Source organism: Cobetia sp. PDI-23MA (genome assembly GCF_059507735.1).
The window spans coordinates 376,445-401,549 of record NZ_CM183352.1 but is presented as its reverse complement, the minus strand read 5'-3'; the positions used below and the strand labels follow the sequence as shown (position 1 = coordinate 401,549).

Below are 25,105 nucleotides of genomic sequence, written 5' to 3'. Positions count from 1 at the left end.
ACACTATGACGCAAACTCGTAGTGCTTTCGATGTCTAGATGCAACACGATCTTGCCAACCAGGCCGCCAAGGCGGCCACTGGCTACCGCGCCGGAGGATGACCTTGCCCTCCTGAACGGCTTTTCCCTCACGCTTCGGCAAGCACGGCAGCTTCTTCTATCCCTACAGAGACAAGGCGCGAGACGCCGGGTTCCTGCATGGTGACGCCCATCAGCCGATCTGCCGCTTCCATGGCGATCTTGTTATGGGTGATATAGATGAACTGTACGCTTTCCGACATCTCCTTCACCAGCCTTGCATAGCGTCCGACGTTGGCATCATCCAGCGGCGCATCCACCTCATCGAGCATGCAGAACGGCGCGGGATTGAGCTGGAAGATGGCGAAGACCAGCGCCAGTGCCGTCAGTGCCTTCTCGCCGCCTGACAGCAGGTGGATGGTGGAGTTTTTCTTGCCCGGTGGCCGCGCCATGATCGCGACTCCCGTCTCCAGCAAATCATCACCCGTCAGCGTCAACCATGCAGTTCCGCCCCCGAAGATCTTGGGGAAAAGCGCCTGGATTCCGGCATTGACCTTGTCGAAGGTGTCCTTGAAGCGCACCCGTGTTTCCTGGTCAATCTTGCGGATGGCGCGCTCGAGAGTCTCCAGCGCTTCGCTCAGCTCGGCATGCTGGGCTTCAAGGTAGTTGCGACGCTCGGCCTGCTGGTCGTATTCCTCGATGGCTGCCAGGTTGATGGCCCCCAGCCGCTTGATGCGCTCGCCGATCTGCTCGAGGTTGTGACTCCAGGCCGATTCAGTGGCATTGGGGTCCAGCTCGTCCTCGAGCTGCGCGATCGCCGCCTCGTCATAGCCCAGTTCCACCAGTTGCTCGTCCTGCGCATCGCCCTTGAGGGTCAGCGCCTGCACCTGCATGCGGCCTTCCTCGAGGCGCTGGCGAATCCCCTCGAGATTGCGCTCATGAGTCTGACGCGCCTGCTCCGCCTGACGCATCTGTTCGACCAATTCATGAGTCTTGTCACGACAGGCGTTGAGCTTGGTTTCCTGATACAGACGCGTCTCGAGCAGCATCTCGAGCTTCTCGCGCTCTTCTTCCTGCGGCAGCGAGGCTTCTTCACGGCTGGCCTCGAGCATCTCGATGCGCTCGGCGAGCTTCTCGCGCTGCTCGACGGCTCGCATGCGCTGGCCCTGCATGCCGTCACGTTCGGTGGTCAGGCGCTGACGCTCCATGTCGAGACGGTTGACCTGCTCACGCGCTGGCGCCAGCTGGGCACGCAGCCCGGCCAGCGCTTCCTGATGTTCGCGCCGTGAACGCTCCAGCGACTCACGTGACTGGGCGTTGTTCTCGACCGCCTCCAGTGCCTGCTGCCAGCGCTCGCGCGCCTCCTCCAGCGTCAGGGCCTGAGTCTCGCGCGTTTCCGCCAGCTGCTCGAGCTCCTCATCCAGCTCACGAGCGCGACCATCGACATGCTCCAGACGGCTGGCGATGCCGGCTTCCTTGAGACTGAGTTCACGCTGGCGCTCGCCCAGCTCGCGCTCTTCGACGCGCAGATGCTCGAGCTGCTGCTCGGCGCCGGCAATCTGTTCCGCGGCCGCGGCCAGGCGCGTCTCGATCTCCTCGAGACGCTCATCCAGTGACTCGAGCTCCAGCACGACCTGCTCGAGGCGCGCCCGCTGGGCGATGACGCTATCGGCACGCTCACCAGCCACCTGACGGCGACTCCAGCCCTGCCCCAGCCACAGGCCATCCGGCGTCAGCACGCTCTCGTGCGCGGCCAGCGAGCCACGCCTGGCCCAGGCGGCTGCTTGCGACTCGACACAGTGGATGCTGGCCAGCCAACCGGTCAGGGCATCCGCGCCGCTCAACTGCGCCGCCAGTGTGCCTTCTGGGCGGGCTGCCGCGCTGGACGCCGGCGTGCCATCGATCAGCAACAGCTCGCCGCCGGGCAGCTCATCCATCAGCGTGGCCAGCCGCGACGGCTCGCCCGCCGCCAGACGCGCCTTGAGGAAGGGGCCCAGTACCCAGGCACTGGCCGATTCCCAGCCCTCGGCGACCTCGAGCCCCTCGGCCAGCGCCGGGGTCTCGGCGAGCCCGTGCTGCTCCAGGTGGCTCGCCAGGCTGTCATCGTCATCACGCAGCGCCGCGTCGATCAGTGCCTCAAGCGAGGCCTTCTCGCCCTGCAAAACATTGCGACGCTGGCGCAACTGATCGCGCTCACCATCCAGCGCCAGACGATCGGCCTGAGCCTGCTCACGGGCTTCACTGGCCTGCTCGCGGCGCGACTCCAGTGATTCGCCGCCCAGCGACAATTCATCGAGTTGCTCGCGCAGCTCCTCGCGGGCTTCACGCAGCTCGGCGACATCCGGCAGCTCCGCCAGCTGCTGACGACGGCGCTCGCGCTGGCGCTCGGCGTCGGCAATGGCATTCTCGAGCTGCTGGATCTCGCTCTGGGCCCGCTCGGCGCCACGCTGGGATTCGTTGTCGGCCTGACTGAAGCGCTCCCACTCGCTCTGGCTGTCCTGGCGGCGCTCTTCGGCCTCTTCCAGTGACAGCTCGAGCCCTTCGAGGGTCTCGCGGGCCAGCTCGAGTTCCGGGGCGATGTCTTCCAGGCGTGCATCGATCATCTCGAGGCGCTCGCCGTCCTCGCCCTCGACGCGCTGGATGTCGCTCAGCTCGCGCCTGGCCATCTCGAGGTCCGTCGCCAGCTGCTGTTCCCGGGTGCGGGCGTGCTCGAGGCTCTGCTCGAGGCGCGCGATCTGGGCACCGGTCTCATAGAAGGCGGCCTGATGGGTTTCCAGCTCTCCCGCCAGCTCGTCGTGCTGATAGCGCTGCTCTTCCAGCTGGCTCTCGCACTGACGCTGACCGAGAATCTCGCGCTCGACGCCGGTTTCCAGCTCCGCGACGCGTGACTGCTGCTCGCGCTGCTGGGCACGCAGGCCCCGCCGACGCAGCACGGCCAGCTCGCCCTTGAGGCGGTATTCGTCCTGTTTGAGGGTCTGATAGCGCTTGGCGGCCTCGGCCTGACGCTTGAGGCGCTCGAGCTGCTTGTCGAGCTCCTCACGCAGGTCATCCAGGCGCTCCATGTTCTCCTGGGTGCGCTTCATGCGGTTCTCGGTCTCGCGGCGGCGCTCCTTGTACTTGGAGATGCCCGCGGCTTCCTCGAGGGTGCTGCGCAGGTCATCCGGGCGCGCCTCGATCAGCTGCGAGATCATGCCCTGACCGATGATGGAGTAGGAGCGCGGCCCGAGGCCTGTGCCGAGGAAGACGTCAGCGATATCACGCCGGCGACATTTCTGGCCATTGAGGAAGTAGCCGGACTGGCCATCACGCGTCACAAGACGCTTGACCGCTATCTCGGCATACTCGGACCAGGCGCCACCGAGGCTACCGTCGGCATTGTCGAAGGTCAGCTCGATGGAGGCCTGCCCCACCGGCTTGCGCCCGGTGGAGCCATTGAAGATGACGTCCGTCATCGACTCGCCACGCAGGTTCTTGGCGCTGGACTCGCCCATCACCCAGCGCACAGCATCGATGACGTTGGATTTCCCGCAGCCGTTGGGGCCGAGAATCGCCGTCATGTTGCTGTCGAAGGGTACGGTGACCGGATCGACGAAGGATTTGAAGCCGACCAGCTTGATCGATTTGAGCCGCATTGCGCCTGGCGCGTCCTTGAGTCTGGGAGAAGAGTGGCTGGTGCAGAAAACCTGACACGCTCCGGCCTTGCAGACCTCCGTGGGGAGATCCCGCACCACCGCAGGGTAAACATGTCCTTACGACGAGACAGCCGGTCATCGAGGGGGTTTTCGAAAACCAGCGCGCAGTCTACCCAAAAGCGGCGATGGCCCCAACCGGCGCAATGACAAACGAAGCCGTCATCGCGCAGGGCAGGGACCAATCGCGGCTTACTGAGTGACACGGTGGTCGATACGCAGCATCAGCGGCGCGTCCGCAGCCTCATGGCCGACATCAGCATCGGTGCTGCGAGTAACGATGACATTCTCGAGCGTGCCTTCGAGATCCCCCGGCTGGGCCGTCGGCTGGCCGGAAGCGGAGATACGCGCCACGAGATCGACGCGCTCCGCCATCGAGAGCCGTGCCATCGGGGCCATGGCGTTGTCGTCCGACAGAGTGAGCGTCAGCGGCAGCTTGTCCGCGGTGGTGCGCACAACTGCCAGCGGCGGCAGCTTGCCTTCACCATCGCGTGCCACGATGAACAGGGTTGCCGCTTCGGCACTGACCGGCAGCGCCGCCAGCTGCGCCTCGAGCGCCGGGTCCAGTGACACCTTGAGCGTCAGACGTGCAGCGCCCTCTCTGGTGTCCTGATCAGCCCTCGCTCCCTGCGCATCCGCGGCGTCTTTATCTCTCGCTGCCGAGGGAGCCAGGGCGACCGACGCATCGACATCACCGGCACTGGCCATGCGCTGACGCGCGGCCTTGATGCCTTCGCGCAGCGCCTTGGCGGCATCGGGATTCTCGAAGCCGGCAATCGCCTTGCGCCAGTAATCGATGGCCTCGGGATAGCGGGCATGATCGAAGGCCTCGATCCCGAGCAGGCCGAGTACCGTCGGCTGACGCGGATCGTCCGCCAGCACTTCATCGACCAGCGCCTGGACCTCATCGGTCAAGGTACGCTGGGCGGCGAAGAACTTGAGCTGCGCCAGCTGCGCGATCAATGCGGGCACGCGGCCTTCGAGCGCGATCAACGCCTCGAGCGACTGCATGGCCTCATCGAGGCGTCCGGCATCGCGGTAGAGCGGGAACAGCGCCATCCATACCTTGGCGTTGTCGGGCTGGGCTTCGGCCTCGGCGCGCAGCCGGGCGATGCGAGCTTCGAAGCTGGCGGCGTCGTGGATCGGCGTGGCGGCAATCGCCTGCGCCAGCGCCAGGTCCCCGCTCGCGCCCTCGCGCTGATACCAGTAGAGCGAGCCCGCCACCATCGCCACCAGCAACACGGGCACCAGCACACGGCCGCTGCTGGCCGCCTTGAGCGGAGAGCGCTTGAGGGATTCAGCATCTTCGAGCAGGCTGCGTTCCAGCTCGACCCGCCCTTCCGCCAGAGCCGTGTCATCCAGCTCACCACGCGCATGGCCGCGCTCCAGCGAGGCCAGTCGACGCCGATAGACACGCACGTTCTCGGCGCCGAGGCTGTCGTTGTCCTCGAACGCCTGCTGATCGGCATGCACGCGACGCGCCCGCCGCAACGGCAGCAACAGCAGCCAGCCGGCGGGAATCAACAGCACGGCGATCGCCAGCCATAGCAGAATCATGAGCGCTCCTTTGCATCTTGCGGTGCATCACGGTGCGCGGCGAGCAGCGCCGACAGGCGTGCCTGCTCGTCAGCATCCAACGCACGCACACGTGCGCGCCGTCGGGCACGCACGATCAGCGTCACGATCCCCAGGCCGATCAGGATCAGCGCTGCCGGACCGCCCCACAGCAGCCAGGTGCGCCCATCGAGACGCGGATTGTAGAGCACGTACTCGCCGAAGCGCGCGACCATGAAATTCTGGATCTCGCTGTCGCTGCGGCCGTCCTTGAGCAGGTCCGCCACGTTCTGGCGCATGTCACCGGCGATGGGGGAGTCCGAGTCACCGATCGCCTGGTTCTGGCACTTGGGGCAGCGCAACGCGGCAGTCAGGCTGTCGTAGCGCTTCTGCAGCACCGGATTGTCGAACTGATGCATCTCGATGGCGGCATGCGCCTTGCCGGCAGACAGCCAGGCAAGAAACATCAGTACCACCAGCGCCTGCACCAGCGGGATGGCGACACTCCTGAGTACGGACTTCACGAGCTGGCCTCCTCATCGGGCGTGCTGGCGGCGTCAGGCGCGGGCTCTGCAATGCGTTCAAGCGTCGGCAGGATGACGTCGCGGACATCTTCGGGGCGGATGTAGCCGGTGTGGTGATAGCGGATCACGCCCTCGGCATCGACCAGGAAGGTTTCCGGTGCCCCATAGACGCCAAGATCAAAGCTCAGGGTGCCGTCGGGGTCGAACAGATTGATGCTGAACGGGTTGCCGAATTCCTCCAGGAACTGGCGGCCCTTGGCGCGGGTGTCCTTGTAGTCGACGCCGACCATGTGCACGCCGCGGCTGGCAAGATCCAGCAGTTGCGGCATCTCGTGCTTGCAGGTCGGGCACCACTCGCCCCAGACGTTGACGAGGCTGACCTGCCCCTTGAGCAGCGAGGCATCGAGGCGCGCCTGCGGCTCACTCAATGTGCTGAGCGAGAATTCGGGGAAGGGCCGCGACAGCAGCGCGGAGTCCCGTGCGTAGGGGTCATCATCGAGGCGCTGGTAGAGGAAGGCACCCAGCCCCACCACGACCACCAGCGGCACGAACAGCACCAGACGATGAAGATTCATGGGCGGGCCTCCTGTGTGGCGTTAGAGCGGGTGTTAGACGCCGTGCTGGCCTCGACACGGCGGCGATAACGGCGATCCAGCACGGCGATCACACCGCCCGCCCCCATCAGCAAGGCGCCCAGCCACAGCCAGCGCACGAAGGGTTTGACCTGGATGCGTACCGCCCAGCTATCGTCATCCAGCTTCTCGCCCATGGCGACGTAGAGGTCACGCGTGAAGCCGGCATCGAGCGCGGTCTCGGTCATTGGCATGCCGCTGGCCAGGAACAGACGCTTCTCGGGATGCAGTGTCGTCACGGGGTCACCATCGCGACTGACTTCCACCGTGGCGCGGTCCGACAGGTAGTTGGGGCCGCGATATTCGCCAAGCTCGGTCATGCGGAACTGATAGCCGCCCACGCTGACCTCCTTGCCCTGCACCATGCGTACGTTCTCGGCGACCTCGGTATTGGAGACCAGCGTCACGCCGACGATGGTCACTGCCAGGCCAAGATGCGCCAGTTGCATGCCCCAGTAGCTGGGCGTGAGGCGCTTGAGCCCCGCCCAGCGCCCCGCCTTCGAGGCACTCTTGTCCCACAAATCGCGCAGCAGCGGCAGCACCACCCACAGCGCGATGACCAGCCCGAGTGCCACCGGGAAACTCCACTCGATATCCAGCGTCAGTGGCAGCAGGCCACCGATGAGGAGTGCCGCGCTGCCGGCCAGCGCAAGACGGCGCGTAAGCTCGCGACCCGGCATCTGCTTCCAGCGCGAGGCCGGCCCGAGGCCCATGAAGGCACACAGCAGCGTGGTCAGCGGCACGAACAGCGCATTGAAGTACGGCGGGCCCACCGAGATCTTGCCCAGTCCCAGCGAATCCAGCACCAGCGGATAGAGAGTGCCCAGCAGCACGGTGACCATCATCACCAGCAACACGAGATTGTTGACCAACAGGAAGGCATCCCGCGACAACCAGTGAAAGCCCAGCGTCGAACGCACGCGCGGTGCGCGCAACGCGAACAGCAGCAGCGAGCCACCGACGGTGATGCCGAGCAGCACGAGAATGAACAGCCCGCGGTCGGGGTCACTGGCGAAGGCGTGCACCGAGGTCAGCACCCCGGAGCGCACCAGGAAGGTGCCCAGCAGTGACAGCGAGAAGGCGAAGATCGACAGCAGTACCGTCCAGCTCTTGAAGGCGCCGCGCTTCTCGGTGACCGCCAGCGAATGGATCAGGGCGGTACCGGCCAGCCACGGCATCAAGGAGGCGTTCTCCACCGGGTCCCAGAACCACCAGCCGCCCCAGCCGAGCTCGTAGTAGGCCCACCAGCTGCCCAGCGCGATGCCGACGGTCAGGAAGGCCCAGGCGATGTTGGTCCAGGGGCGCGCCCAGCGTGCCCAGGCGGCATCGAGACGCCCGCCCATCAGTGCCGCCATCGCGAACGCGAACGCCACCGAGAAGCCGACATAGCCCATGTAGAGCATCGGTGGGTGGATGATCAGCCCGATATCCTGCAGCAGCGGATTGAGGTCCGCGCCGTCAGCCGGCATGTCCGGCAGCAGGCGCGCGAAGGGATTGGAGGTCAGCAGCACGAAGGCCATGAAGCCGGTGGAGATCAGCCCCATGATGCCCAGCACCCGTGCCAGCATGTCGCGCGGCAGATGGCGCGCGCCCAGCGAGACGGCAAAGCCCCAGCCAGCCAGTATCAGACTCCACAGCAGCACCGAGCCTTCATGGCTGCCCCACACGGCGCTGAACTTGAAGTACCACGGCAGCTGGCTGTTGGAGTTGTTGGCGATGTAGGCGACGCTGAAATCATCCAGCAGGAAGCTCGCGGTCAGGCAGGCATAGGCGATCAGCACGAACAGGAACTGCCCCCAGGCCATCGGCTGGGCGAAGCTCATCCACAGCGGACGGCGCGTACTGGCCCCCGCCAGCGGTACGACCGCCTGCACACAGGCCAGACAGGCGCCCAGAATCAGCGCGAAGTGGCCGATTTCCGGTAACAGTTGCGTCACCATCACGGGGTCTCCTGCGGATCGAGCGCGGCCTTGGCTGCGCTGCTGTCGCTGGTCTTGTTGTCAGCCGCATTGCCGGTCTCGTTGCCCGTCCTGTTACCAGAGATATCGCGCCCGGAGGCCTTCAGCGCCTCCGACACCTCCGGCGGCATGTACTTCTCGTCATGCTTGGCCAGCACCTCGCTGGCCTCGAGATGCTCACCATCGAAGGTGCCCATCACCACCACGCCCTGCCCTTCACGGAACAGGTCCGGCAGGATGCCCTGATAATGCACCGTCACGTCATGATCGAAATCCGTGACGGTGAAGATGGCATCCAGCGTCTCGTTGTCACGCCTGACACTGCCCTCACGCACCATGCCACCCGCACGGATCTGCCGCCCCTGGGGCGCTTCGCCACTGGCGATCTGGGTCGGGGTATAGAAGGCGTTGATGTTGGCGCGCAGGGCATAGAGGGTCAGACCCACCGCGAGGGCGGCCAGCAGCACGATGGCCGTGACGATATACAGGCGCTGCTTGCGTTTGGGAGTCATGGTCAGGGCTCGGTCAGGGCAAGGGACGGTCAAGCCTCTCGCGATCAGCGGGACAACAGCCGCGGGAGGGAGAAAACAGGTTCAATCACGAGAGGTGTGGCGCGAAGCCTGAGGTGACGAACGATGCGCAGCGTGGCGTGAAGCAGGGTGCGAAGAATGACGGGAAGCGTCACGGCGCAGCCGGCGACGGATATCCGCCTCCAGCGCGCGACGCGACAGCCGCGTGGCGATCACCAGCCCCATCAGACACGCCGCCGTCAGCCCCCAGGCCGACCACACATACAGCGCATGGCCGCCCATGGCGAAGAACTCGCTGACACTCGAGAAGGCGATGCCCGGCAGGTTCATGATTTATCCCCTTCTGCCGCGACCACCGCAGCATCGGGGCGCGCACGCGCAGACGGACTCAGCAGATCACGCACCCACTGCTTGCGACTCTCGCGTCTCAGCACCTCGAGCCGCGTGCGCATCAGCACCAGCGCGCCGAACAGGGCGTAGAAGCCGATCACCATCAGCAGCAGTGGAATCCACATGCTGGCCGGCATCGGCGGCGCTTCGCTGAGCGTGAAGGTGGCCGGTTGATGCAGTGTGCTCCACCAGTCCACCGAATACTTGATGATCGGGATGTTGACCATGCCGACCAGCGCCAGGATCGAGGCCGCGCGCGAACCGCTGTCACGGCTGGCGAAGGAGCCACGCAGCACGATCACGCCCAGATACAGGAACAGCTGAATCAGCATCGAGGTCAGCCGGGCATCCCAGATCCACCAGGTGCCCCAGGTGGGAATGCCCCACACCGAGCCGGAAAACAGTGCCAGAGCTGTCATCAGGGCACCGACGGGCGCGGCGGCCGTGGCCACCATGTCCGCCAGCTTGATCTTCCACACCAGGAAGAGCAGCGCGCACACCGCCAGCAGCATGAAGCACGACTGGGCGAGAATCGCCGCCGGCACATGCACATAGATGATGCGGAAGCTGTTGCCCTGCTGGTAGTCGGCGGGCGCGAAGGCCAGTCCCCAGACACTGCCGGCCACCAGCGAGATGATCGCCAGCGCCCATAGCCACGGCAGCCAGCGCTGACTGGCCGCGAAGAAGGTCGCCGGTGCACCCATGCGATGCAGCCACGGCCATAGCCCGCCCTTGCGGGGACGAACCTTGCGGGCAGGCGCTTGAGGAGAGTCGGAGTCGGCGGTCACACGGGCCTCTTGTCAGGGGTAATGAAGAGCCTTGCGAATGCCCGAGCATGCTCGGGCAGCGTCATGCAGTTCTTGATCGGGCTAGCCATTGATGCTCAGCCTGAGTCCGGCGGCGATGGCGAGTGGCGCCATCAGCAGGGCCAGCGCCAGCATCGCGCCCAGAATGGCCAGATGGGCCAGGCTGGGCATGCCGTTGACGGCGCTCTGTACGGCACCGGCGCCGAAGATCAGCACCGGAATGTACAGCGGCAGGATGATCAGCGAGAGCAGTACTCCGCCACGCCGCAGCCCCACCGTGAGTGCCGCACCGATCGCGCCGATCAATGACAGGCTCATGCTGCCCAGCGCCAGCGAGGAGATCAACACGCCAAAGGCGCCGCTCGGCAGTCCCAGCATCACGCCCAGCAAGGGTGCCATCAGCGCCAACGGCAGGCCGGTCAGCAACCAGTGGCCTACCACCTTGGCCAGTACCAGCAACGGCAATGGCTGCGGCGTCAGCAGCAGTTGCTCGAGACTGCCGTCCTCCAGATCCTGTCGAAACAGACCATCCAGTGACAGCAGCGTCGCCAGCAACGCCGCCACCCACAACAGGCCCGGCGCCAGCGTCGCCAGCAGCGCCTTGTCCGGGGAGATGCCCAACGGAAACAGCGTGATCACCAGGGCGAAGAACACCAGCGGATTGATCAGCTCACTGCGTCGGCGCAGCGCCTGACGCAGGTCGCGCGCGAGGGTCGCCTTGAAGGCCCCGGCCAGCGAACCGGTGGGCGGGGCCTCGGGCAATGCCGTCAGTAGCTCATGGTTCATGCCGAGGCGCCTTGTGTCGAGGCTGTGTCTTTCCCGCCCACACCCTGCTCTGAACCCTGCTCTAGCCCCTGCTCGGCCTTCACCCCTTCCTTAGCGCCCAGGCACAAGCGGCGCAAGCGCGAGGCCTGCGAGAAGCGATGATGAGTCGTCATCACCACACCGCCCCCACGCTGGGCGTGAGCCAGCAGCAATGCTTCCAGCGCCTGAACGCCGTCGCGATCGATGGCGGTGAAGGGCTCATCGAGCACCCACAGCCGGCGTGGCGTCAGATACAGCCGCGCCAGCGCGATACGTCGCTGCTGACCGGCGGAAAGCTGCTGGGCAGGCACATCCTCGAAACCGGCCAGCCCTACGGCATCCAGCGCCGCCCAGGCGATCTCGCTGCAGGCCTCTGACTTCACCTGCGGCTGACCGCCAAGCGCCTGATACCAGGCAAGGTTTTCCAAGGCGGTCAGGGTGCCCTTGATGCCGGGCTGGTGACCCAGATAGAGCAGTGAACCCAGAAAGTCGTCACGCACCCGCGAGGAAGGCTGGCCGCGCCAGAGCACCTCGCCCTCGTAGTCATGGAACTGACCGGACAGAATCTTGAGCAGGGTCGTCTTGCCACTGCCATTGGGGCCCTCGACCTGCAGGATCTCTCCCGCATGCAGCGAAAGATCCAGCCCCTCGAACAGCCAGCGCTCATCACGCTCACAGCCGAGCGCCACGACCGCCAACAGAGGCGGCGCGCTACTGACTTCATCGCTGGCAGGCTGGCTGGGCATCCCGGATTCTCGCGGCTGAGCCGTCGCGGAGTGCGACATCAAAGGCAGACCCAAGGGTCACTGCGAGCCATTCTACGAGCTGAGGTCGACACTGACCACCGAGCAGCCGATCGCCTGGTCTCGCAGCCCCACCATGACGGGCAGTCAAGCACTCGAGAAATATATCAGCGACATGTGGTGCACATTCATACGACACACTTTCGCTGGAGTGGCGCCGGTCGATCCGCTGACCTCTTGCCACTTCGCGAGAGCTTGCTATGATGCAGGCACTGTATACAAAAACAGTATCCATACAGTACCTTCATCACACGCCTGCCGAGTGCAGGCACAGACTGATCGGGTCGGCTCAACGCGTTGTCAGCATGTTCGCGGAGCCTAGCAGGCGACAGATGAACTCAGCCTGACGACCCTCCACGCTGCATCGCAGGCCGACGCACCTTCCGCGCCGACCGCACGGCATCAGGGGATTGCTCATGTCACGTCTTCACGCTCCGCACTACCTTCAGCGTCTTCACAACCTGCCGCTCAATGACCAGGCCTGGCAGGAAATCACCGCCAGCGACATGATGGATATCCCGCTGCTCGGCAACATCACCGCCGGTATGCCCATCGAAGCCATCGCCGACTGCGGTACGGTTGCCGTGCCGACGCGCATGGTGCGCCGCAATACCTACGCCCTGCGCGTGCGCGGCCATTCGATGATCAACTGCAACATCCATGATGGCGACATCATCATCATCGAACGCAGCGAAAGCGCCGAGAACGGCGAGACTGCCGTGGTGATGATCAACCAGCAGGAAGTGACGCTGAAGAAACTGTATATCGAGAAGACCGGCGTGCGCCTGCAACCGGCCAACGACAGCATGGCCCCCATCTATCTCAAGAATGCCGATATCGAAGTGCTGGGCATGGTAATGGGCGTGGTGCGCGGCAACGCCGTCACTCACTGAGAGCGACGCTTTGATAAGATGGTGCCATGACCTATCAGATACCGGCACTGGCGCCCGAGGCGCACCATGAACACAGCATCGAGATCGAGAAGAGCCGCTTCATCGCCTGGCTGGCCCATGCCCCGACGCCAGACGGCATGACGCGGCTGCTGGCGCAGGCGCATCTCGCCCATCCCAACGCGCGCCACCACTGCACGGCGTTCATCGCCGGGGCACCCGATGAGCAGAATGCCATCGGCTTCTCCGATGATGGCGAGCCGGGCGGCACTGCTGGCAGGCCGATGTATCAGGTGCTCGAAGGCAGTGGCGTCGGCCAGGTGGCCTGCGTGGTGATTCGCTACTTCGGCGGCATCAAGCTGGGCACCGGCGGCCTGGCGCGGGCATACAGCCGCGCGGTGCTCGAGGCGCTTGAGCACCTGCCCACCACGACCTTCACGCCGCGCACGCCCAGGCGCCTGAAGGTCGGCTTCGCCCATGAAGCCGATGTTCGCCACTGGTTGAATGGCTACGATGTGCCAGTGGATGCCAGCGACTATGGTGCTGATGGCGTAGTGTTGACGGCGGGCTGGCCGCAAGGTAGCGCCCAGCCGCCGCTGGAAGAACTGCATGCGCGTCTCAAGGGAGCGCTGGAAGTGCTCGACTCCCGCGACTGACCTGCACCAGCGACTGACCGGCGCCAGCGATTCCCTTTGGCTGTGCACAAACACGAACGCCATCACCGCCCGGACAAGGGGCGGCGATGGCGTTCGTGTTTTCACTTCTCTCAGCGGAACTGCAGAGCTTGCACCTGATTGGCGATGGCAGCCTTGGCCTCGGCCAGTGAGGCGGCCCTGGACTCATCGCCCATGTTGAGGCCTTCGGCATACACGAAGTGCTGATCCGTGATCCCCATCAGCCCGAGCATGGATTTCAGGTGCGGTGTCTGGGAATCCATTTCAGTGCCCGCATATATCCCGCCACGTGCTGCCAATACCAGTGCCTGCTTGCCTTCCAGCAGACCTACCGGCCCCTTCTCGGTGTAACGGAAGCTCTCGCCGGCACGCAGCACTCGATCGAACCACGCCTTCATCTGTGTTGGCAGGCCCAGATTGTAGAGCGGTGCCGCTACGACCAGCAGATCGGCCGCTTTCAGCTCGGCCAGAAATTCATCGGACAGTGCGGCGAGCTTGCGTTGCTCGGCGCTGCGCTCATCCGCCGGCGTCATCCAGGCCTGCATTTCCGCACTATCAAGGTGAGGGAGATCGCGCTCGACCAGATCATGATGCGTCAGCTGAAATGGCTGTCCGGAGGCCTCGAGCGCACTGACAAAGGATGAGGCCAGCGCACGTGAATTACTCTTGTCGGCAAACAGGGAAGCAGACACCAGCAGGACATTGAGTGAGTCTTTAGACATGTGGAGGGTCTCCATGAAAGTGAGGCGCGATCCTGTCGACGGTGTTCGACCCGATCCGCATGCACAGCATGATAAATGAACCATTGCACACGAAAAGCGACTTAAATCGCCCATATCATTCGAAAAAAGCGAACGATTAGTCAGTCATCAGCCTTATTCGACTGCCGACGGATAACGGAACGCCTCGCCGCAGCCCCTCAATTCCTGCCCCGCAATCGTCAAGGTCGCCGTCAACGGATAGGGCGCACCCTGCATGGAATCGAAGCAGGCGCCCGGCGCGACCACCAGCTGCAACAGCTTGCCGTCAGCCGGGAGCTCCGCCTTGAGCACACGGCTATCGTTTGCCTCACGGACGACTCGATAAGGCAGCTTCACCACCTGGACACCTGACGAGCGCGCGCCAGCCTCCGCAGAGCGCTCGGATGCCTGCGCCTCGTGCGGCGACTCGAGCAAGCCCTGCATGGCCGTCAGCGTCAGCAGGTTGTGCTGGCTGTCGAGACTAACCTGCCAGCCCGGCTCATTGCCCTGCGCCACCAATAGCGGCTTCTGCGTCGTCGGATGAATCACGCGCCGATCATCCTGCACACATTCCAGATTGCCGCGGGCATTCTGCAGCATCGCCTCGGCCCCCTTGAACCACACCTCCAGTCCCTCTTCACCGGGCAACGCCTTCACATCACCAGACGCCTGCTCGGCCGGCGATGCACCGGCATTGGCCTGATAGCGCTCGCCCGAGGCACTGACGACCCGCTCCAGGGTATAGGCATGCCGCCGCGACCACAGTCGCAACCAGTCATGCGATGCCTCGGCGTCGCCTTCGCTGAAGGCCATCAGCAGATCCTGCGCCGGAGTACAGCGCCACACCTGATACTCACTCGCCCGGGGCGGTGGCAGAAAGCTGGCGGGCAAAGTCACGGCAGCAGCCTTGCCCAGCGATTCCGCACTGGGCGGCGCAGGCTTCTTCACCACCTCATGCACCACGGGACCCGGGTCCTGTGCGGGGGCCGGCACCTTGAGCGGATGCTGGCCAGCATCCGCCCCTGTCGTGGCGTCCTGACTCCACGGCAGAGAGGTACATCCGGCCAGCAGCATGGGCACCGCCAGAGGCGACAGGCGCAAGCCCGCTCGACCGGCAGCGATCATCCCTGGCGTGAGACTCGCGGCCCACCTATGGGGCAACGCATGAAAAATGACAAAAAGGCGACAGCAATGACGTGACATGATGAACCCTCCCTGGGCATGTCGGACGACAAGAGGCAGCGCAGCACTCTCGCGATGAGACACTGCGGCATGGCTGGACTTCAAGGCGGAGACGGCGGCCTTCCTGGCGCACCCTGCCAAAGTCTATCAAGCGCAGTGAGGCTTGTGGGGATGGGAATACACTGAGGGTACAAGGCGCGCGCCCTGCCAGCCTTGCATGACACCCTCTGCAAGGCTGACTCTGGCATCCTTCGTTTTCCACCACCCCAAGTGATACGCCAATCGCCATGAATATGAGACAGTGTCATGAGCGCCCTCTGGCAGCCGCACGTCATGATGGTGACCTTCCACGACGTACCTTTTCAACCTCTCAACATGAGCACCATTCATCATGCTTGAATTGCGCCATCTGCGTACCCTGCTGGCCCTGCGTGATGCAGGCTCGCTGGTCGAAGCCGCGGAGCGTGTCCACCTCACCCAATCCGCCCTCTCCCATCAGCTGAAGGACCTCGAGGAGCGCCTGGGCGCGCCACTGTTCATCCGCAAGACGCGCCCCGTGGAGTTTACCCGCGCCGGACAGCGCCTGTTGTCGCTGGCAGAGCAGGTACTGCCGCAATTCCGCATGGCTGAGCGCGACATTGCCCGCATGGCGGGAAGCGAACAGGGCCGGTTGCACATGGCCATCGAGTGCCATAGCTGCTTTCAGTGGCTGATGCCGACGGTGGATCGCTTCCGCGATCACTGGCCGGAAATTGAAGTCGATATCCCCTCGGGCCAAAGCTTCGCCCCCCTGCAGGCATTGGGCCGCGAGCAGCTGGACCTGGTCATCACCGCCAATCCGGTGGAGATGACCGGCATCCAGTACATTCCGCTGTTCCGCTATGAGGTCATGCTGGCCGTGGCACGCCAGCATGCATTGGCCATCAAGGGCCATGTGGAGCCGCAGGACCTGTGCGATGAGACCTTGATCATCTATCCGGTCGAGCATGATCGCCTGGACGTGTTCACCCAGTTCCTCGAACCGGCCAACGTGAGCCCGCGCGAGATCCGCAGCGCCGAGATGACGGTGATGATGATGCAGCTGGTCGCCAGCGGTCGCGGCGTCACGGCGCTCCCCAACTGGGCGCTGGCCGAGTATCTGACGCGCGATTACGTGCGCGGCCTGTCGTTGGGCGACGGTGTCTGGGCGACACTCTACGCCGCCGTCAGAGAAGACCTGCTCGGCACGCCGTGGATGGACGACTTCCTGCGTACCGCTCGTGAGACATCATTCGAGGTGTTGAGTGGCGTGAAGCCTGCCTGATACCCGGATCTCAGCGCCTACGCGGAATGGATACACGAAAGCCCCACCACTCGATGCCTTGCGGCCTGCCGAGTGATGGGGCTTCTTGTCAGTACTGTTCAATGCTTGTTCGCGTCATATCACTACAGCTTGCGCCCAAGACCTTTTCTTCAGCACAAACAGAACCGCCCCAGCATGAGCTGGGGCGGTTCTTGACATCTATCATCTCAAGCGGAAAGGCATTCCGCAGAGAATGATGATCAGTCGAGAGCCTTGACGTTGGCTGCCTGCAGGCCTTTCTGGCCCTGGGTCACGTCGAAGGAGACCTGCTGGCCGTCCTGCAGGGTCTTGAAGCCTTCAGCTTGGACTTCGGAGAAGTGAACGAACAGATCGTCACCACCGTCAGCCGGAGCGATGAAACCGAAACCTTTAGCGTCGTTGAACCACTTAACTGTACCTGTAGCCATGAGAAATTCCTCTCTGATCAGCATGTTTGAAATAACGGGCATTACCCGAGGAGCGTGGGCAAAGCAAAACCATGCATCAAATCAGCGAGGCTTCTCGGGGCGCTCAAGGCGATTTGCCGAGCAGCACAGGCGACTGAGTGGTGCGTCTTGCTATCCAACAAGAGCTACATTGCACGCTAACCCATGACCACGTCAAGCCTTTTCGACAATCACCTCACACGGTCGTCAATCGATGCCACTCCAGCCATGTCAGAAATCCCCCTTCCGGCAGCTGCAGATTCGGCGCATCGGTCCCCAGCAGCAGGCGGTCTCCCTCGAGCATGACGCGCCGCACAAGCGTCACCTCATCCCAATCGGCGATCGTGGCCAACGACAGATGATGGCAGACCTCTTCCCGCTCACTGTTCCACTGCCAGCGCCCACAGTAGGCAAAGCCCTCACGAAAGGCGGCGACCAGCTGATCATCCGTCGGCGCCATCCCCAGAGGCTGACGCTCACAGGACACCAGCTGCACGCTCATATAGCCATTGGCCATGTAATGCAGCTGACCCTTGCACTCGCCCAGCGGCTCCAGCTCGCGTCCATCCGGCCAGGCATACCAGAAACGCTCGAGCCGCCATGCGCCGATCAAGTCAGGATGCAGTGACAAGGAAGATTGCCGCATGGCCAATTCCTCAAACGGTCGTGATCAGGTGGCGTGCTCGTCCCGGGGTGACGGCGGCTTGACCGGCGGCAAGGGCACAGGCGCCTTGCGCTCCAACTGGCTGGAGGTCAGTGGCAGCAACAGGCTGAAGCGTGCGCCCTTGAGCGACCGACCCTTGTCCACCACCACGCTGCCACCGTGGGAATGCAGGATCTTCTGCACGATGGAGAGCCCCAGCCCGTAGCCGCCGGACGCACGCGTACGCGAATCATCCAGGCGCGCGAAGGGCTTGAAGACCTTCTTGCGATCTTCCTCATTGATGCCGGGGCCATCGTCTTCGACATCGAGCCTGACCACCTGCGGGTCACTGGTGATACGCACCAGCACACGGGAATCCGCGTGCCGGCAGGCATTGGAGACCAGATTCTGCAGCGCCCGCTGCAGATAGCGTGCCTCGGCCTCAACTTCCAACCCCTCGCCTTCGATGCTCAGCAGCAACTCAGGATGCAGCGGCGCCAGCGTCTCGCAGACCTGCTCCGCGATCTCGCGGCAATCCACCATGCCGAGGTCCAGCTGGATACCGGCGGCATTGTTGAGGCGCGCGTAGGTCAGGATCTCGTCGATCAGCTTGTCGAGTTCCTCGATGTCGCCGTCTGCGCCCTTTATCTGACGCTGGACGAAATCATCCTCGACCATGTCCTCGATCATCTGCAGCGCGAAGCGGATACGCGCCACCGGCGTACGCAATTCATGCGAGACCGCCCGAATCATGTCCTGCTGCGCGCCCAGCAACCCTTGCACCCGCTCGGCCATGCCATTGAAGGCCATGCCGAGACGCCCGAGAAAGTCATTGGACTCGATGCGCACCCGCGTATCGAGATAGCCGCCCGCGATTCGGGTCGCGGCCTTTTCCAGACGTGTCAGGCGCGCCTCGAGTGAACGCACCACCAGATAGATGACGCCGCCCAGCAGACTGATGACCGCCAGTATCATGGCGATGATCAAGGCTGGCGGTGTCGTCTCGAAGCCGCGGATGGGCCCGACCTTGAGCATGGCGCGGTCACCCAGACGAGTATAGAGCGCCATCGCCTGACCGTGACTGGCCACGTTGAGCACCACCCGACCGGCCTCCAGGCGACTAGCCTGCTGCGCATCGAGATTCTGCGGAATGTCCGGCAGCAGCGCGAAGGACAGACCGGAGGCCTGCTGCAGTTGGGCCAGCAAGTCGCTGCGCTGCTCGGCACTCATGGGCTGCAGGGTGTCATGCAGCGACACCATCAACCCGCGCAACTGCCGCTCCGCGAGATGCAACAGACGGAATTCCAGCACTCTCTCTTCGCCCGGCACCGCCATCAGCAGCTGCCAGCCGGCATCATCATGGGGCCGCACCAGCGGCCGCCCAGCCTCAAGGCGGCGCTGCTCCCACCAGCTGAGATCAAAGACCGCCGCCGGTGCCAGCAACAACCGCCCATCCAGCAGCCGGGCGGTCCGATTGAGGAAGTCCCCGCGCTCAGCTTCCGGTGTGGCCGCGATCTGGCTCACCAGCAGGCGCATCGGCGCCGCCCCCAGACGTGTCTGGTAGGCCTCCAACCGGACCATGTTGGTCAGCTGAAAGCCGCCCAGCGCGATGCCCAGCGTGAGCACCAATGCCACCAGCAAGGCGATATAGACACGCAGGAAGATGCTGTCGGAGAGAGCCCGGCGCATCGTCTAGAGGTCCTTGACGAACAGGTATCCCTTGCTGCGCACCGTCTTGATCCGCTCAGGATGATTGGGGTCATCGCCAATCTTGGGGCGGATGCGCGAGACACGCACGTCGATGGAGCGGTCCTGGCCGTCGTACTTGATGCCGCGCAGCGCAGAGAAGATCTCCTCACGCGTCAGCACGCGGCCCGCATTCGAGGACAGCAGCCACAGCAGGTCGAACTCGGCACTGGTCAGTTCGATACGTTCGCGCGCCAACCATGCCTCACGGGTGGCGTTGTCGATCTCGAGATCATTGAACACCAGGCGCGTCTCACCGGCGGGCACCTCGGGGCCATCGGCGCGACGCAGCAAGGCCCGCATGCGTGCCAGCAGGACACGCGGCTGCACCGGCTTGGGCACGTAATCGTCGGCGCCCATCTCCAGACCCAGCACCTGATCCATGTCATCGGTACGTGCCGTCAGCATCAGGATCGGCCCGGCGAACTGAGGCCGCGCGCGACGACAGATGGACAGGCCATCCTCGCCCGGCAGCATCAGGTCCAGAATCACGATGTCGGGGCGCAGACTGATGATCAGGTCCACCGCCCGCGCGCCGTCATTCTCGACGCTCACGCGGAAGTTGTTGGCTTCGAGGTATTCGCGCGTCAGTGTCGCCAGGCGCTCGTCATCCTCAACAATCAATACATGTTCTTGCGCATTGGTATCCAAGGGCATTCCATCCGCATCGTTGGGTCAACGTGGCCAGCAGCTCACAAGCAGTTACTTTCCTGTGCCACGTCGTAACCTTTTCAGGGTGATTTGTCACGAATGATACGCCAATTTAGGCGTTTACGCGCCAGCAGCGCAGGCACCATCTGCATTGACGCAGCGCAGAAAATTTAACACCTGAACGCTTGACATCCCCCAGCGGCAAGGCCGGATTTTCAACCACACCTTACCCACAAGTTATCCACTTGCACGCCCCATCAAACAACACTATCTTGTGTCCAAAATCAGCTTACACCCCATATGTAGGGTTTTGGCGACGTCGACGCCCATAGATCATGGCGACGATTGTCAAGCCCCGAAAGCATGAATCAGCGTATGGGACGGCAGTCACGCAAGGCTGCCGAATCCGTGTCTCATGAACGCTATCAGGCTCAGTCCGGGTGATGATTGCCCCGCCTGAGCCTGATCGAGTGTCTCGACGACAAAGCTGACGACGACAGAATGCCCCCGGGGCGCAGGCAGGAATTTCCAGCCTGCGCCCCGACACGAATTGCCCTCGAGCCCTAACGGGCAACGATTCACCTTCAGACGATTCAGGAAGGCGTCATGGATTCCACTTTCAGCACCGATCAGGCGACAGTCGACGTGACCGCACCTCAGCGCCTGCGCGTCATCAAGCGCACTGGCGATGTCGCGCCCTTCGATGCCAGCAAGATCTCCGTCGCACTGTCCAAGGCGTTCATCGCCGTGGAAGGCGACCAGGTCGAGTCCAGCTCGCGTATCCGCGATCTGGTCCAGCAGCTGACCAGCCAGATCACCGATGCCTTCCAGCGTCGCATGCCTGACGGTGGCACCCTGCACATCGAAGACATCCAGGATCAGGTCGAGCTGGCATTGATGCGTTCCGGCGAGCACAAGGTGGCCCGCGCCTATGTCCTGTACCGCGATGAACACGCTCGCGCCCGCAGCGCCCAGAGCGACGGTATCGCCAAGCCGCACCCGACCATCAACGTCACGCACCTCGACGGCAGCGTGCGTCCGCTGGATCTGGGCCGTATCGAGACCCTCGTCTTCGATGCCTGCGCCGAGCTCTCCAACGTCGATGCCCAGAAGATCGTCGATGACTCCCTGAAGAATCTGTACGACGGCGTGCCGGTCGATGGCGTGTCCACCGCGCTGATGATGACTGCGCGTACGCTGGTCGAGAAGGACCCGAACTACACCTACGTCACCGCCCGCCTGCTGCAGGACAACCTGCGCCGCGAAGCCTTGAGCTTCCTCAAGGTCGCTGACGAGGCCACCTTCGGCGAGATGAAGGACCACTACCCGGTCGCCTTCAAGGCCTACATCGAAAGCGGTATCGCCTTCGAGCAGCTGGACGAGCAACTGGCCACCTTCGATCTGGAGCGTCTCGGCGCGGCCATCGATCACACGCGTGACAACCAGTTCACCTACCTCGGCCTGCAGACCCTGTATGACCGCTACTTCCTGCACCAGAACGACGTGCGCTACGAGCTGCCGCAGGTCATGTTCATGCGTGTCGCCATGGGCCTGTCCCTGAACGAGGAAGACCGCGAAGGTCGTGCCATCGAGTTCTACGAGCTGCTCTCCAGCTTCGACTACATGGCTTCCACGCCGACGCTGTTCAACGCCGGTACCCGTCGCAGCCAGCTGTCCAGCTGCTACCTGACCACCGTGCCGGACGCCCTCGATGGCATCTACGGCGCCATCCGTGACAACGCCATGCTCTCCAAGTGGGCGGGTGGTCTCGGCAATGACTGGACGCCGGTGCGTGCGCTGGGGTCCTACATCAAGGGCACCAACGGCAAGTCCCAGGGCGTCGTGCCCTTCCTGAAGGTCGTCAACGACACCGCCGTTGCCGTCAACCAGGGTGGCAAGCGCAAGGGTGCCGTCTGTGCCTATCTGGAAACTTGGCACATGGACGTCGAGGAATTCCTCGACCTGCGCAAGAACACCGGTGATGACCGTCGCCGTACCCACGACATGAACACCGCCAACTGGGTGCCGGACCTGTTCATGAAGCGTGTCTTCGATGACACCGAGTGGACCCTGTTCTCGCCGTCCGACTGCCCGGACCTCCACGACCTGTACGGCGCGGCCTTCCAGGCGCGTTACGAGCAGTACGAGGAGATGACACGTCAGGGCCAGCTGAAGCTTTACAAGCGCGTCAAGGCGCGTGATCTGTGGCGCAAGATGCTCTCCATGCTGTTCGAGACCGGCCACCCGTGGATCACCTTCAAGGACCCGTGCAACCTGCGCAGCCCGCAGCAGCACGCCGGTGTCGTGCACTCGTCCAACCTGTGCACCGAGATCACCCTCAACACCTCCGAGGACGAGATCGCGGTCTGCAACCTGGGCTCGATCAACCTGGCGCAGCACATCGTCGACGGCAAGCTGGACGGCGACAAGCTCAAGAAGTCGGTGCGTACCGCCGTGCGCATGCTCGACAACGTCATCGACATCAACTACTACGCCGTCCCGCAGGCGCGTCGCTCCAACATGCGTCACCGCCCGGTCGGCCTCGGCATCATGGGCTTCCAGGACGCGCTCTACGCGCAGTCCATCGCCTATGCCTCCGAAGAGGCCGTGACCTTCGCCGACGAATCCATGGAACTCGTCAGCTATCACGCCATCGAAGCTTCCAGTGATCTGGCCGCCGAGCGTGGTCGTTACGAAAGCTTCGACGGCTCGCTGTGGAGTCAGGGCATCCTGCCGATCGATTCCATCGAGAAGCTCAAGACCGAGCGTGGCGCCGACTACATCGAGATGGATGAAAGCCAGACTCAGGACTGGGACTACATCCGCGAGAAGGTCCGTACCCAGGGCATGCGCAACTCCAACGTGATGGCGATCGCGCCAACCGCGACGATCTCCAACATCTGTGGCGTCTCGCAGTCCATCGAGCCGACCTACCAGAACCTGTTCGTCAAATCGAACCTGTCTGGCGAGTTCACCGTGGTCAACGCCTACATGGTCAATGACCTCAAGGCGCGCGGCCTGTGGGACGAGGTCATGATCAACGACCTCAAGTACTACGACGGCAGCGTGCAGCCGATCGAGCGCATCCCGGAAGACCTCAAGGCGCTGTACGCCAATGCCTTCGAAGTCGAGCCGAAGTGGATCGTCGAAGCCGCCTCGCGTCGTCAGAAGTGGATCGACCAGGCCCAGTCCCTGAACCTGTACATCCAGGGCGTGTCCGGCAAGAAGCTGGACGTGACCTACCGCATGGCATGGTTCCGTGGCCTCAAGACCACCTATTACCTCCGTGCTCTGGGCGCGACCGCCGTGGAGAAATCCACCGTAGATCGCAGCAAGCACAACGCCGTCGGCAACGCGCCGACTCCAACACCGGCTCCCGCGCCGACACCGGCACCGGAAGCCAAGCCGGAACCGCGCGGCATCGAAGACTTCCTGCAGGGCAAGAGCGGCCAGCGCGCCCCCTCCGCCAGCAACATCGATGAATTGGGCTGTGAGGCCTGTCAGTAAGCGATTGCGCCAGATCCGAGTCCGTTGACGCTGACTCACCGCCTGCAAGACATGCTTTGCAGGCGGACTGCGGCAAATCCACAAGACCGAGCCTGGCTCGGTCTTGTGCCGCCACCAACAATCACTGCCTCCTGACATTCCCTCGAAACAAGCCCGGGCCTGACTCCCTTCCGGGAGCCACGCCACTCGATGGCGCTCGCGTCGTAGAACGCACCGCCCCTGCCTTTTCGTCACGCTGACTGCCCGCGTGACCATCACCGAACACGAGGAACGCAACATGTTGAACTGGGACGATTTCCACGAGGACGAAGCCCCCGCTGCCGAGAAGCCGGCCGCTGCCAAACCGGCACCGCAGCCCGAAGCTCCCGCTGCTGCCCCGGCGGCTGACGCTGTCGTCGCGAGCGAGAACAGCGAAGGCTATACGGTCAGCGAAGCCGAGCGCATCGCCCGCGCCCAGCAGGCGCTGGACGATCTCGACGTGGCCAAGGGTCTGGAAGAACTGGAAATGGGTGCCCAGCGCATTCAGGTCGACGAGAAGCGCATGATCAATGCCCGCGCCGACGTCAACCAGCTGGTGCCCTTCAAGTACGACTGGGCATGGCAGAAGTACCTCGACGGCTCCGCGAACCACTGGATGCCGCAGGAAGTGAACATGAATGCGGACATCGCGCTCTGGAAGAGCCAGGACGGCCTGACCGAGGACGAGCGTCTGATCGTGATGCGCTCACTGGGTTACTTCTCCACTGCCGACTCGCTGGTCGCCAACAATCTGGTGCTGGCCGTCTACAAGAACATCACCAACCCGGAGTGCCGCCAGTACCTGCTGCGTCAGGCCTTCGAAGAGGCGATCCACACCCACGCCTACCAGTACTGCATCGAATCACTGGGCATGGACGAAGGCGAAGTCTTCAACATGTACCGTGAAGTGGACTCCGTGGCGCGCAAGTCCGCCTGGAGCCTCAAGCACACCCAGGCGCTGGCGCGTGCCGACTTCCACACCGGTACACCGGAAGCGGACCAGGAATTCCTGCGCAACCTGATCGGCTTCTACGCCGTCACCGAAGGCATCTTCTTCTACTGCGGCTTCTCCCAGATCCTGTCCATGGGTCGTCGCAACAAGATGACCGGCGTCGCCGAGCAGTTCCAGTACATCCTGCGTGACGAGTCCATGCACCTGAACTTCGGCATCGACGTGATCAACCAGATCAAGGTCGAGAACCCGCACCTGTGGACCACCGAATTCCAGGACGAAGTCACCCAGATGATCCTGGAAGGCACCCAGCTCGAGATCGAATACGCGCGTGATACCATGCCGCGCGGCGTGCTGGGCATGAACGCGGCCATCATGGAGGAATACCTCCACTTCATCTGCAACCGTCGCCTCGCGCAGCTGGGCCTCAAGGAGCAGTTCCCGGGCGCCAAGAACCCGTTCCCGTGGATGTCCGAGATCATCGACCTGCGCAAGGAGAAGAACTTCTTCGAGACGCGCGTCACCGAATATCAGGTCGGCGGTGCCCTGAGCTGGGATTGATCGCTGATCACTCCCTCTCCCGGAGACAGGCACGCGACTGACGCCTGTCCCTGATGAGCACTGAAGC

At 63.6% G+C, this 25,105-nt stretch carries 21 protein-coding genes; 5 read left to right on the top strand and 16 right to left on the bottom strand.

Going from position 1 to position 25,105, the window contains the following annotated elements; genetic code table 11:
* Positions 1 to 127 precede the first annotated feature (127 nt).
* The 10 genes from smc to ccmA form a co-directional block, all read right to left on the bottom strand.
* Positions 128 to 3,649, bottom strand: a complete 3,522-nt coding sequence (gene smc, locus AC5WNJ_RS01855) for a chromosome segregation protein SMC (RefSeq protein ID WP_495930351.1) — start codon at positions 3,647 to 3,649, stop codon at positions 128 to 130.
* Between the two features lie 249 nt (positions 3,650 to 3,898).
* Positions 3,899 to 5,263 (bottom strand): c-type cytochrome biogenesis protein CcmI, encoded by a 1,365-nt coding sequence (gene ccmI, locus AC5WNJ_RS01850; RefSeq protein ID WP_253063004.1) that lies wholly within the window; start codon positions 5,261 to 5,263, stop codon positions 3,899 to 3,901.
* Positions 5,260 to 5,784, bottom strand: coding sequence for a cytochrome c-type biogenesis protein (locus AC5WNJ_RS01845; protein ID WP_373456566.1), 525 nt, complete (start codon positions 5,782 to 5,784; stop codon positions 5,260 to 5,262). Before AC5WNJ_RS01845 ends, ccmI begins: the two co-directional genes overlap by 4 nt.
* A complete protein-coding gene (locus AC5WNJ_RS01840) occupies positions 5,781 to 6,359 on the bottom strand; it encodes a DsbE family thiol:disulfide interchange protein (protein WP_253063002.1) in 579 nt (192 codons plus the stop codon). Before AC5WNJ_RS01840 ends, AC5WNJ_RS01845 begins: the two co-directional genes overlap by 4 nt.
* Positions 6,356 to 8,356 carry a heme lyase CcmF/NrfE family subunit gene (locus tag AC5WNJ_RS01835; protein ID WP_290441740.1) on the bottom strand — a complete coding sequence of 667 codons (2,001 nt, stop codon included), beginning with the start codon at positions 8,354 to 8,356 and terminating at the stop codon, positions 6,356 to 6,358. The genes AC5WNJ_RS01840 and AC5WNJ_RS01835 overlap by 4 nt, the downstream gene beginning before the upstream one ends.
* Positions 8,356 to 8,886 carry a cytochrome c maturation protein CcmE gene (gene ccmE, locus AC5WNJ_RS01830; protein WP_253063000.1) on the bottom strand — a complete coding sequence of 177 codons (531 nt, stop codon included), beginning with the start codon at positions 8,884 to 8,886 and terminating at the stop codon, positions 8,356 to 8,358. Before ccmE ends, AC5WNJ_RS01835 begins: the two co-directional genes overlap by 1 nt.
* Before the next feature lie 81 nt (positions 8,887 to 8,967).
* Positions 8,968 to 9,234 carry a heme exporter protein CcmD gene (ccmD, locus tag AC5WNJ_RS01825; RefSeq protein WP_253062998.1) on the bottom strand — a complete coding sequence of 89 codons (267 nt, stop codon included), beginning with the start codon at positions 9,232 to 9,234 and terminating at the stop codon, positions 8,968 to 8,970.
* The gene (locus tag AC5WNJ_RS01820; RefSeq protein ID WP_253063185.1) at positions 9,231 to 9,998 is read right to left on the bottom strand and encodes a heme ABC transporter permease; all 768 of its coding nucleotides are present in this window, start codon (positions 9,996 to 9,998) and stop codon (positions 9,231 to 9,233) included. Before AC5WNJ_RS01820 ends, ccmD begins: the two co-directional genes overlap by 4 nt.
* 165 nt (positions 9,999 to 10,163) lie before the next feature.
* On the bottom strand, positions 10,164 to 10,886 hold the full coding sequence (gene ccmB / locus AC5WNJ_RS01815; protein ID WP_253062996.1) for a heme exporter protein CcmB: 723 nt from the start codon (positions 10,884 to 10,886) through the stop codon (positions 10,164 to 10,166).
* Positions 10,883 to 11,650 (bottom strand): cytochrome c biogenesis heme-transporting ATPase CcmA, encoded by a 768-nt coding sequence (gene ccmA, locus AC5WNJ_RS01810; protein ID WP_253062994.1) that lies wholly within the window; start codon positions 11,648 to 11,650, stop codon positions 10,883 to 10,885. The genes ccmB and ccmA overlap by 4 nt, the downstream gene beginning before the upstream one ends.
* Positions 11,651 to 12,123: 473 nt before the next feature.
* Between ccmA and AC5WNJ_RS01805 the strand changes: the two genes are divergently transcribed.
* Complete coding sequence (locus AC5WNJ_RS01805) at positions 12,124 to 12,600, top strand: LexA family protein (RefSeq protein ID WP_043333703.1); 477 nt, start codon at positions 12,124 to 12,126, stop codon at positions 12,598 to 12,600.
* Between the two features lie 26 nt (positions 12,601 to 12,626).
* Positions 12,627 to 13,253: an IMPACT family protein gene (locus AC5WNJ_RS01800; RefSeq protein ID WP_253062992.1), complete on the top strand. Its 627-nt coding sequence runs from the start codon at positions 12,627 to 12,629 to the stop codon at positions 13,251 to 13,253.
* A gap of 110 nt (positions 13,254 to 13,363) precedes the next feature.
* Here AC5WNJ_RS01800 and AC5WNJ_RS01795 read toward each other — a convergent pair whose 3' ends face one another.
* Complete coding sequence (locus tag AC5WNJ_RS01795) at positions 13,364 to 13,993, bottom strand: FMN-dependent NADH-azoreductase (protein WP_253062990.1); 630 nt, start codon at positions 13,991 to 13,993, stop codon at positions 13,364 to 13,366.
* 153 nt (positions 13,994 to 14,146) lie between these two features.
* A complete protein-coding gene (locus AC5WNJ_RS01790) occupies positions 14,147 to 15,112 on the bottom strand; it encodes an MliC family protein (RefSeq protein WP_253062988.1) in 966 nt (321 codons plus the stop codon).
* Positions 15,113 to 15,584: 472 nt separating this feature from the next.
* On the opposite strand from AC5WNJ_RS01790, the gene AC5WNJ_RS01785 reads away from it, so the two are divergent.
* Positions 15,585 to 16,496, top strand: coding sequence for a LysR family transcriptional regulator (locus AC5WNJ_RS01785; protein ID WP_253062986.1), 912 nt, complete (start codon positions 15,585 to 15,587; stop codon positions 16,494 to 16,496).
* 239 nt (positions 16,497 to 16,735) lie between these two features.
* On the opposite strand, the gene AC5WNJ_RS01780 is transcribed toward AC5WNJ_RS01785, so the two are convergent.
* From AC5WNJ_RS01780 to AC5WNJ_RS01765, 4 genes are all read right to left on the bottom strand, one after another.
* On the bottom strand, positions 16,736 to 16,942 hold the full coding sequence (locus AC5WNJ_RS01780) for a cold-shock protein (RefSeq protein ID WP_176676068.1): 207 nt from the start codon (positions 16,940 to 16,942) through the stop codon (positions 16,736 to 16,738).
* A gap of 214 nt (positions 16,943 to 17,156) precedes the next feature.
* Positions 17,157 to 17,606, bottom strand: coding sequence for a lipocalin-like domain-containing protein (locus AC5WNJ_RS01775; RefSeq protein WP_253062984.1), 450 nt, complete (start codon positions 17,604 to 17,606; stop codon positions 17,157 to 17,159).
* Positions 17,607 to 17,630: 24 nt separating this feature from the next.
* Positions 17,631 to 19,292: an ATP-binding protein gene (locus AC5WNJ_RS01770; RefSeq protein WP_253062982.1), complete on the bottom strand. Its 1,662-nt coding sequence runs from the start codon at positions 19,290 to 19,292 to the stop codon at positions 17,631 to 17,633.
* A 3-nt stretch (positions 19,293 to 19,295) separates the two neighbouring features.
* Complete coding sequence (locus AC5WNJ_RS01765; RefSeq protein ID WP_373456565.1) at positions 19,296 to 20,000, bottom strand: winged helix-turn-helix domain-containing protein; 705 nt, start codon at positions 19,998 to 20,000, stop codon at positions 19,296 to 19,298.
* 606 nt (positions 20,001 to 20,606) lie between these two features.
* On the opposite strand from AC5WNJ_RS01765, the gene AC5WNJ_RS01760 reads away from it, so the two are divergent.
* On the top strand, positions 20,607 to 23,507 hold the full coding sequence (locus AC5WNJ_RS01760; protein WP_253062980.1) for a ribonucleoside-diphosphate reductase subunit alpha: 2,901 nt from the start codon (positions 20,607 to 20,609) through the stop codon (positions 23,505 to 23,507).
* A gap of 277 nt (positions 23,508 to 23,784) precedes the next feature.
* Positions 23,785 to 25,038, top strand: a complete 1,254-nt coding sequence (locus tag AC5WNJ_RS01755; protein WP_253062978.1) for a ribonucleotide-diphosphate reductase subunit beta — start codon at positions 23,785 to 23,787, stop codon at positions 25,036 to 25,038.
* The last annotated feature ends 67 nt before the right edge of the window (positions 25,039 to 25,105 follow it).

Coding starts and splice junctions, on each gene's coding strand:
- ccmB (WP_253062996.1), bottom strand. CDS start 10,886: ATGAACCATGAGCTACTGACGGCATTGCCCGAGGCCCCGCCCACCGGT.
- ccmE (WP_253063000.1), bottom strand. CDS start 8,886: ATGACTCCCAAACGCAAGCAGCGCCTGTATATCGTCACGGCCATCGTG.
- smc (WP_495930351.1), bottom strand. CDS start 3,649: ATGCGGCTCAAATCGATCAAGCTGGTCGGCTTCAAATCCTTCGTCGAT.
- AC5WNJ_RS01775 (WP_253062984.1), bottom strand. CDS start 17,606: ATGCGGCAATCTTCCTTGTCACTGCATCCTGACTTGATCGGCGCATGG.
- AC5WNJ_RS01780 (WP_176676068.1), bottom strand. CDS start 16,942: ATGGCTACAGGTACAGTTAAGTGGTTCAACGACGCTAAAGGTTTCGGT.
- ccmD (WP_253062998.1), bottom strand. CDS start 9,234: ATGAACCTGCCGGGCATCGCCTTCTCGAGTGTCAGCGAGTTCTTCGCC.
- AC5WNJ_RS01835 (WP_290441740.1), bottom strand. CDS start 8,356: ATGGTGACGCAACTGTTACCGGAAATCGGCCACTTCGCGCTGATTCTG.
- ccmI (WP_253063004.1), bottom strand. CDS start 5,263: ATGATTCTGCTATGGCTGGCGATCGCCGTGCTGTTGATTCCCGCCGGC.
- AC5WNJ_RS01820 (WP_253063185.1), bottom strand. CDS start 9,998: ATGGGTGCACCGGCGACCTTCTTCGCGGCCAGTCAGCGCTGGCTGCCG.
- AC5WNJ_RS01840 (WP_253063002.1), bottom strand. CDS start 6,359: ATGAATCTTCATCGTCTGGTGCTGTTCGTGCCGCTGGTGGTCGTGGTG.
- AC5WNJ_RS01805 (WP_043333703.1), top strand. CDS start 12,124: ATGTCACGTCTTCACGCTCCGCACTACCTTCAGCGTCTTCACAACCTG.
- AC5WNJ_RS01795 (WP_253062990.1), bottom strand. CDS start 13,993: ATGTCTAAAGACTCACTCAATGTCCTGCTGGTGTCTGCTTCCCTGTTT.
- AC5WNJ_RS01785 (WP_253062986.1), top strand. CDS start 15,585: ATGCTTGAATTGCGCCATCTGCGTACCCTGCTGGCCCTGCGTGATGCA.
- ccmA (WP_253062994.1), bottom strand. CDS start 11,650: ATGCCCAGCCAGCCTGCCAGCGATGAAGTCAGTAGCGCGCCGCCTCTG.
- AC5WNJ_RS01755 (WP_253062978.1), top strand. CDS start 23,785: ATGTTGAACTGGGACGATTTCCACGAGGACGAAGCCCCCGCTGCCGAG.
- AC5WNJ_RS01760 (WP_253062980.1), top strand. CDS start 20,607: ATGGATTCCACTTTCAGCACCGATCAGGCGACAGTCGACGTGACCGCA.
- AC5WNJ_RS01770 (WP_253062982.1), bottom strand. CDS start 19,292: ATGCGCCGGGCTCTCTCCGACAGCATCTTCCTGCGTGTCTATATCGCC.
- AC5WNJ_RS01800 (WP_253062992.1), top strand. CDS start 12,627: ATGACCTATCAGATACCGGCACTGGCGCCCGAGGCGCACCATGAACAC.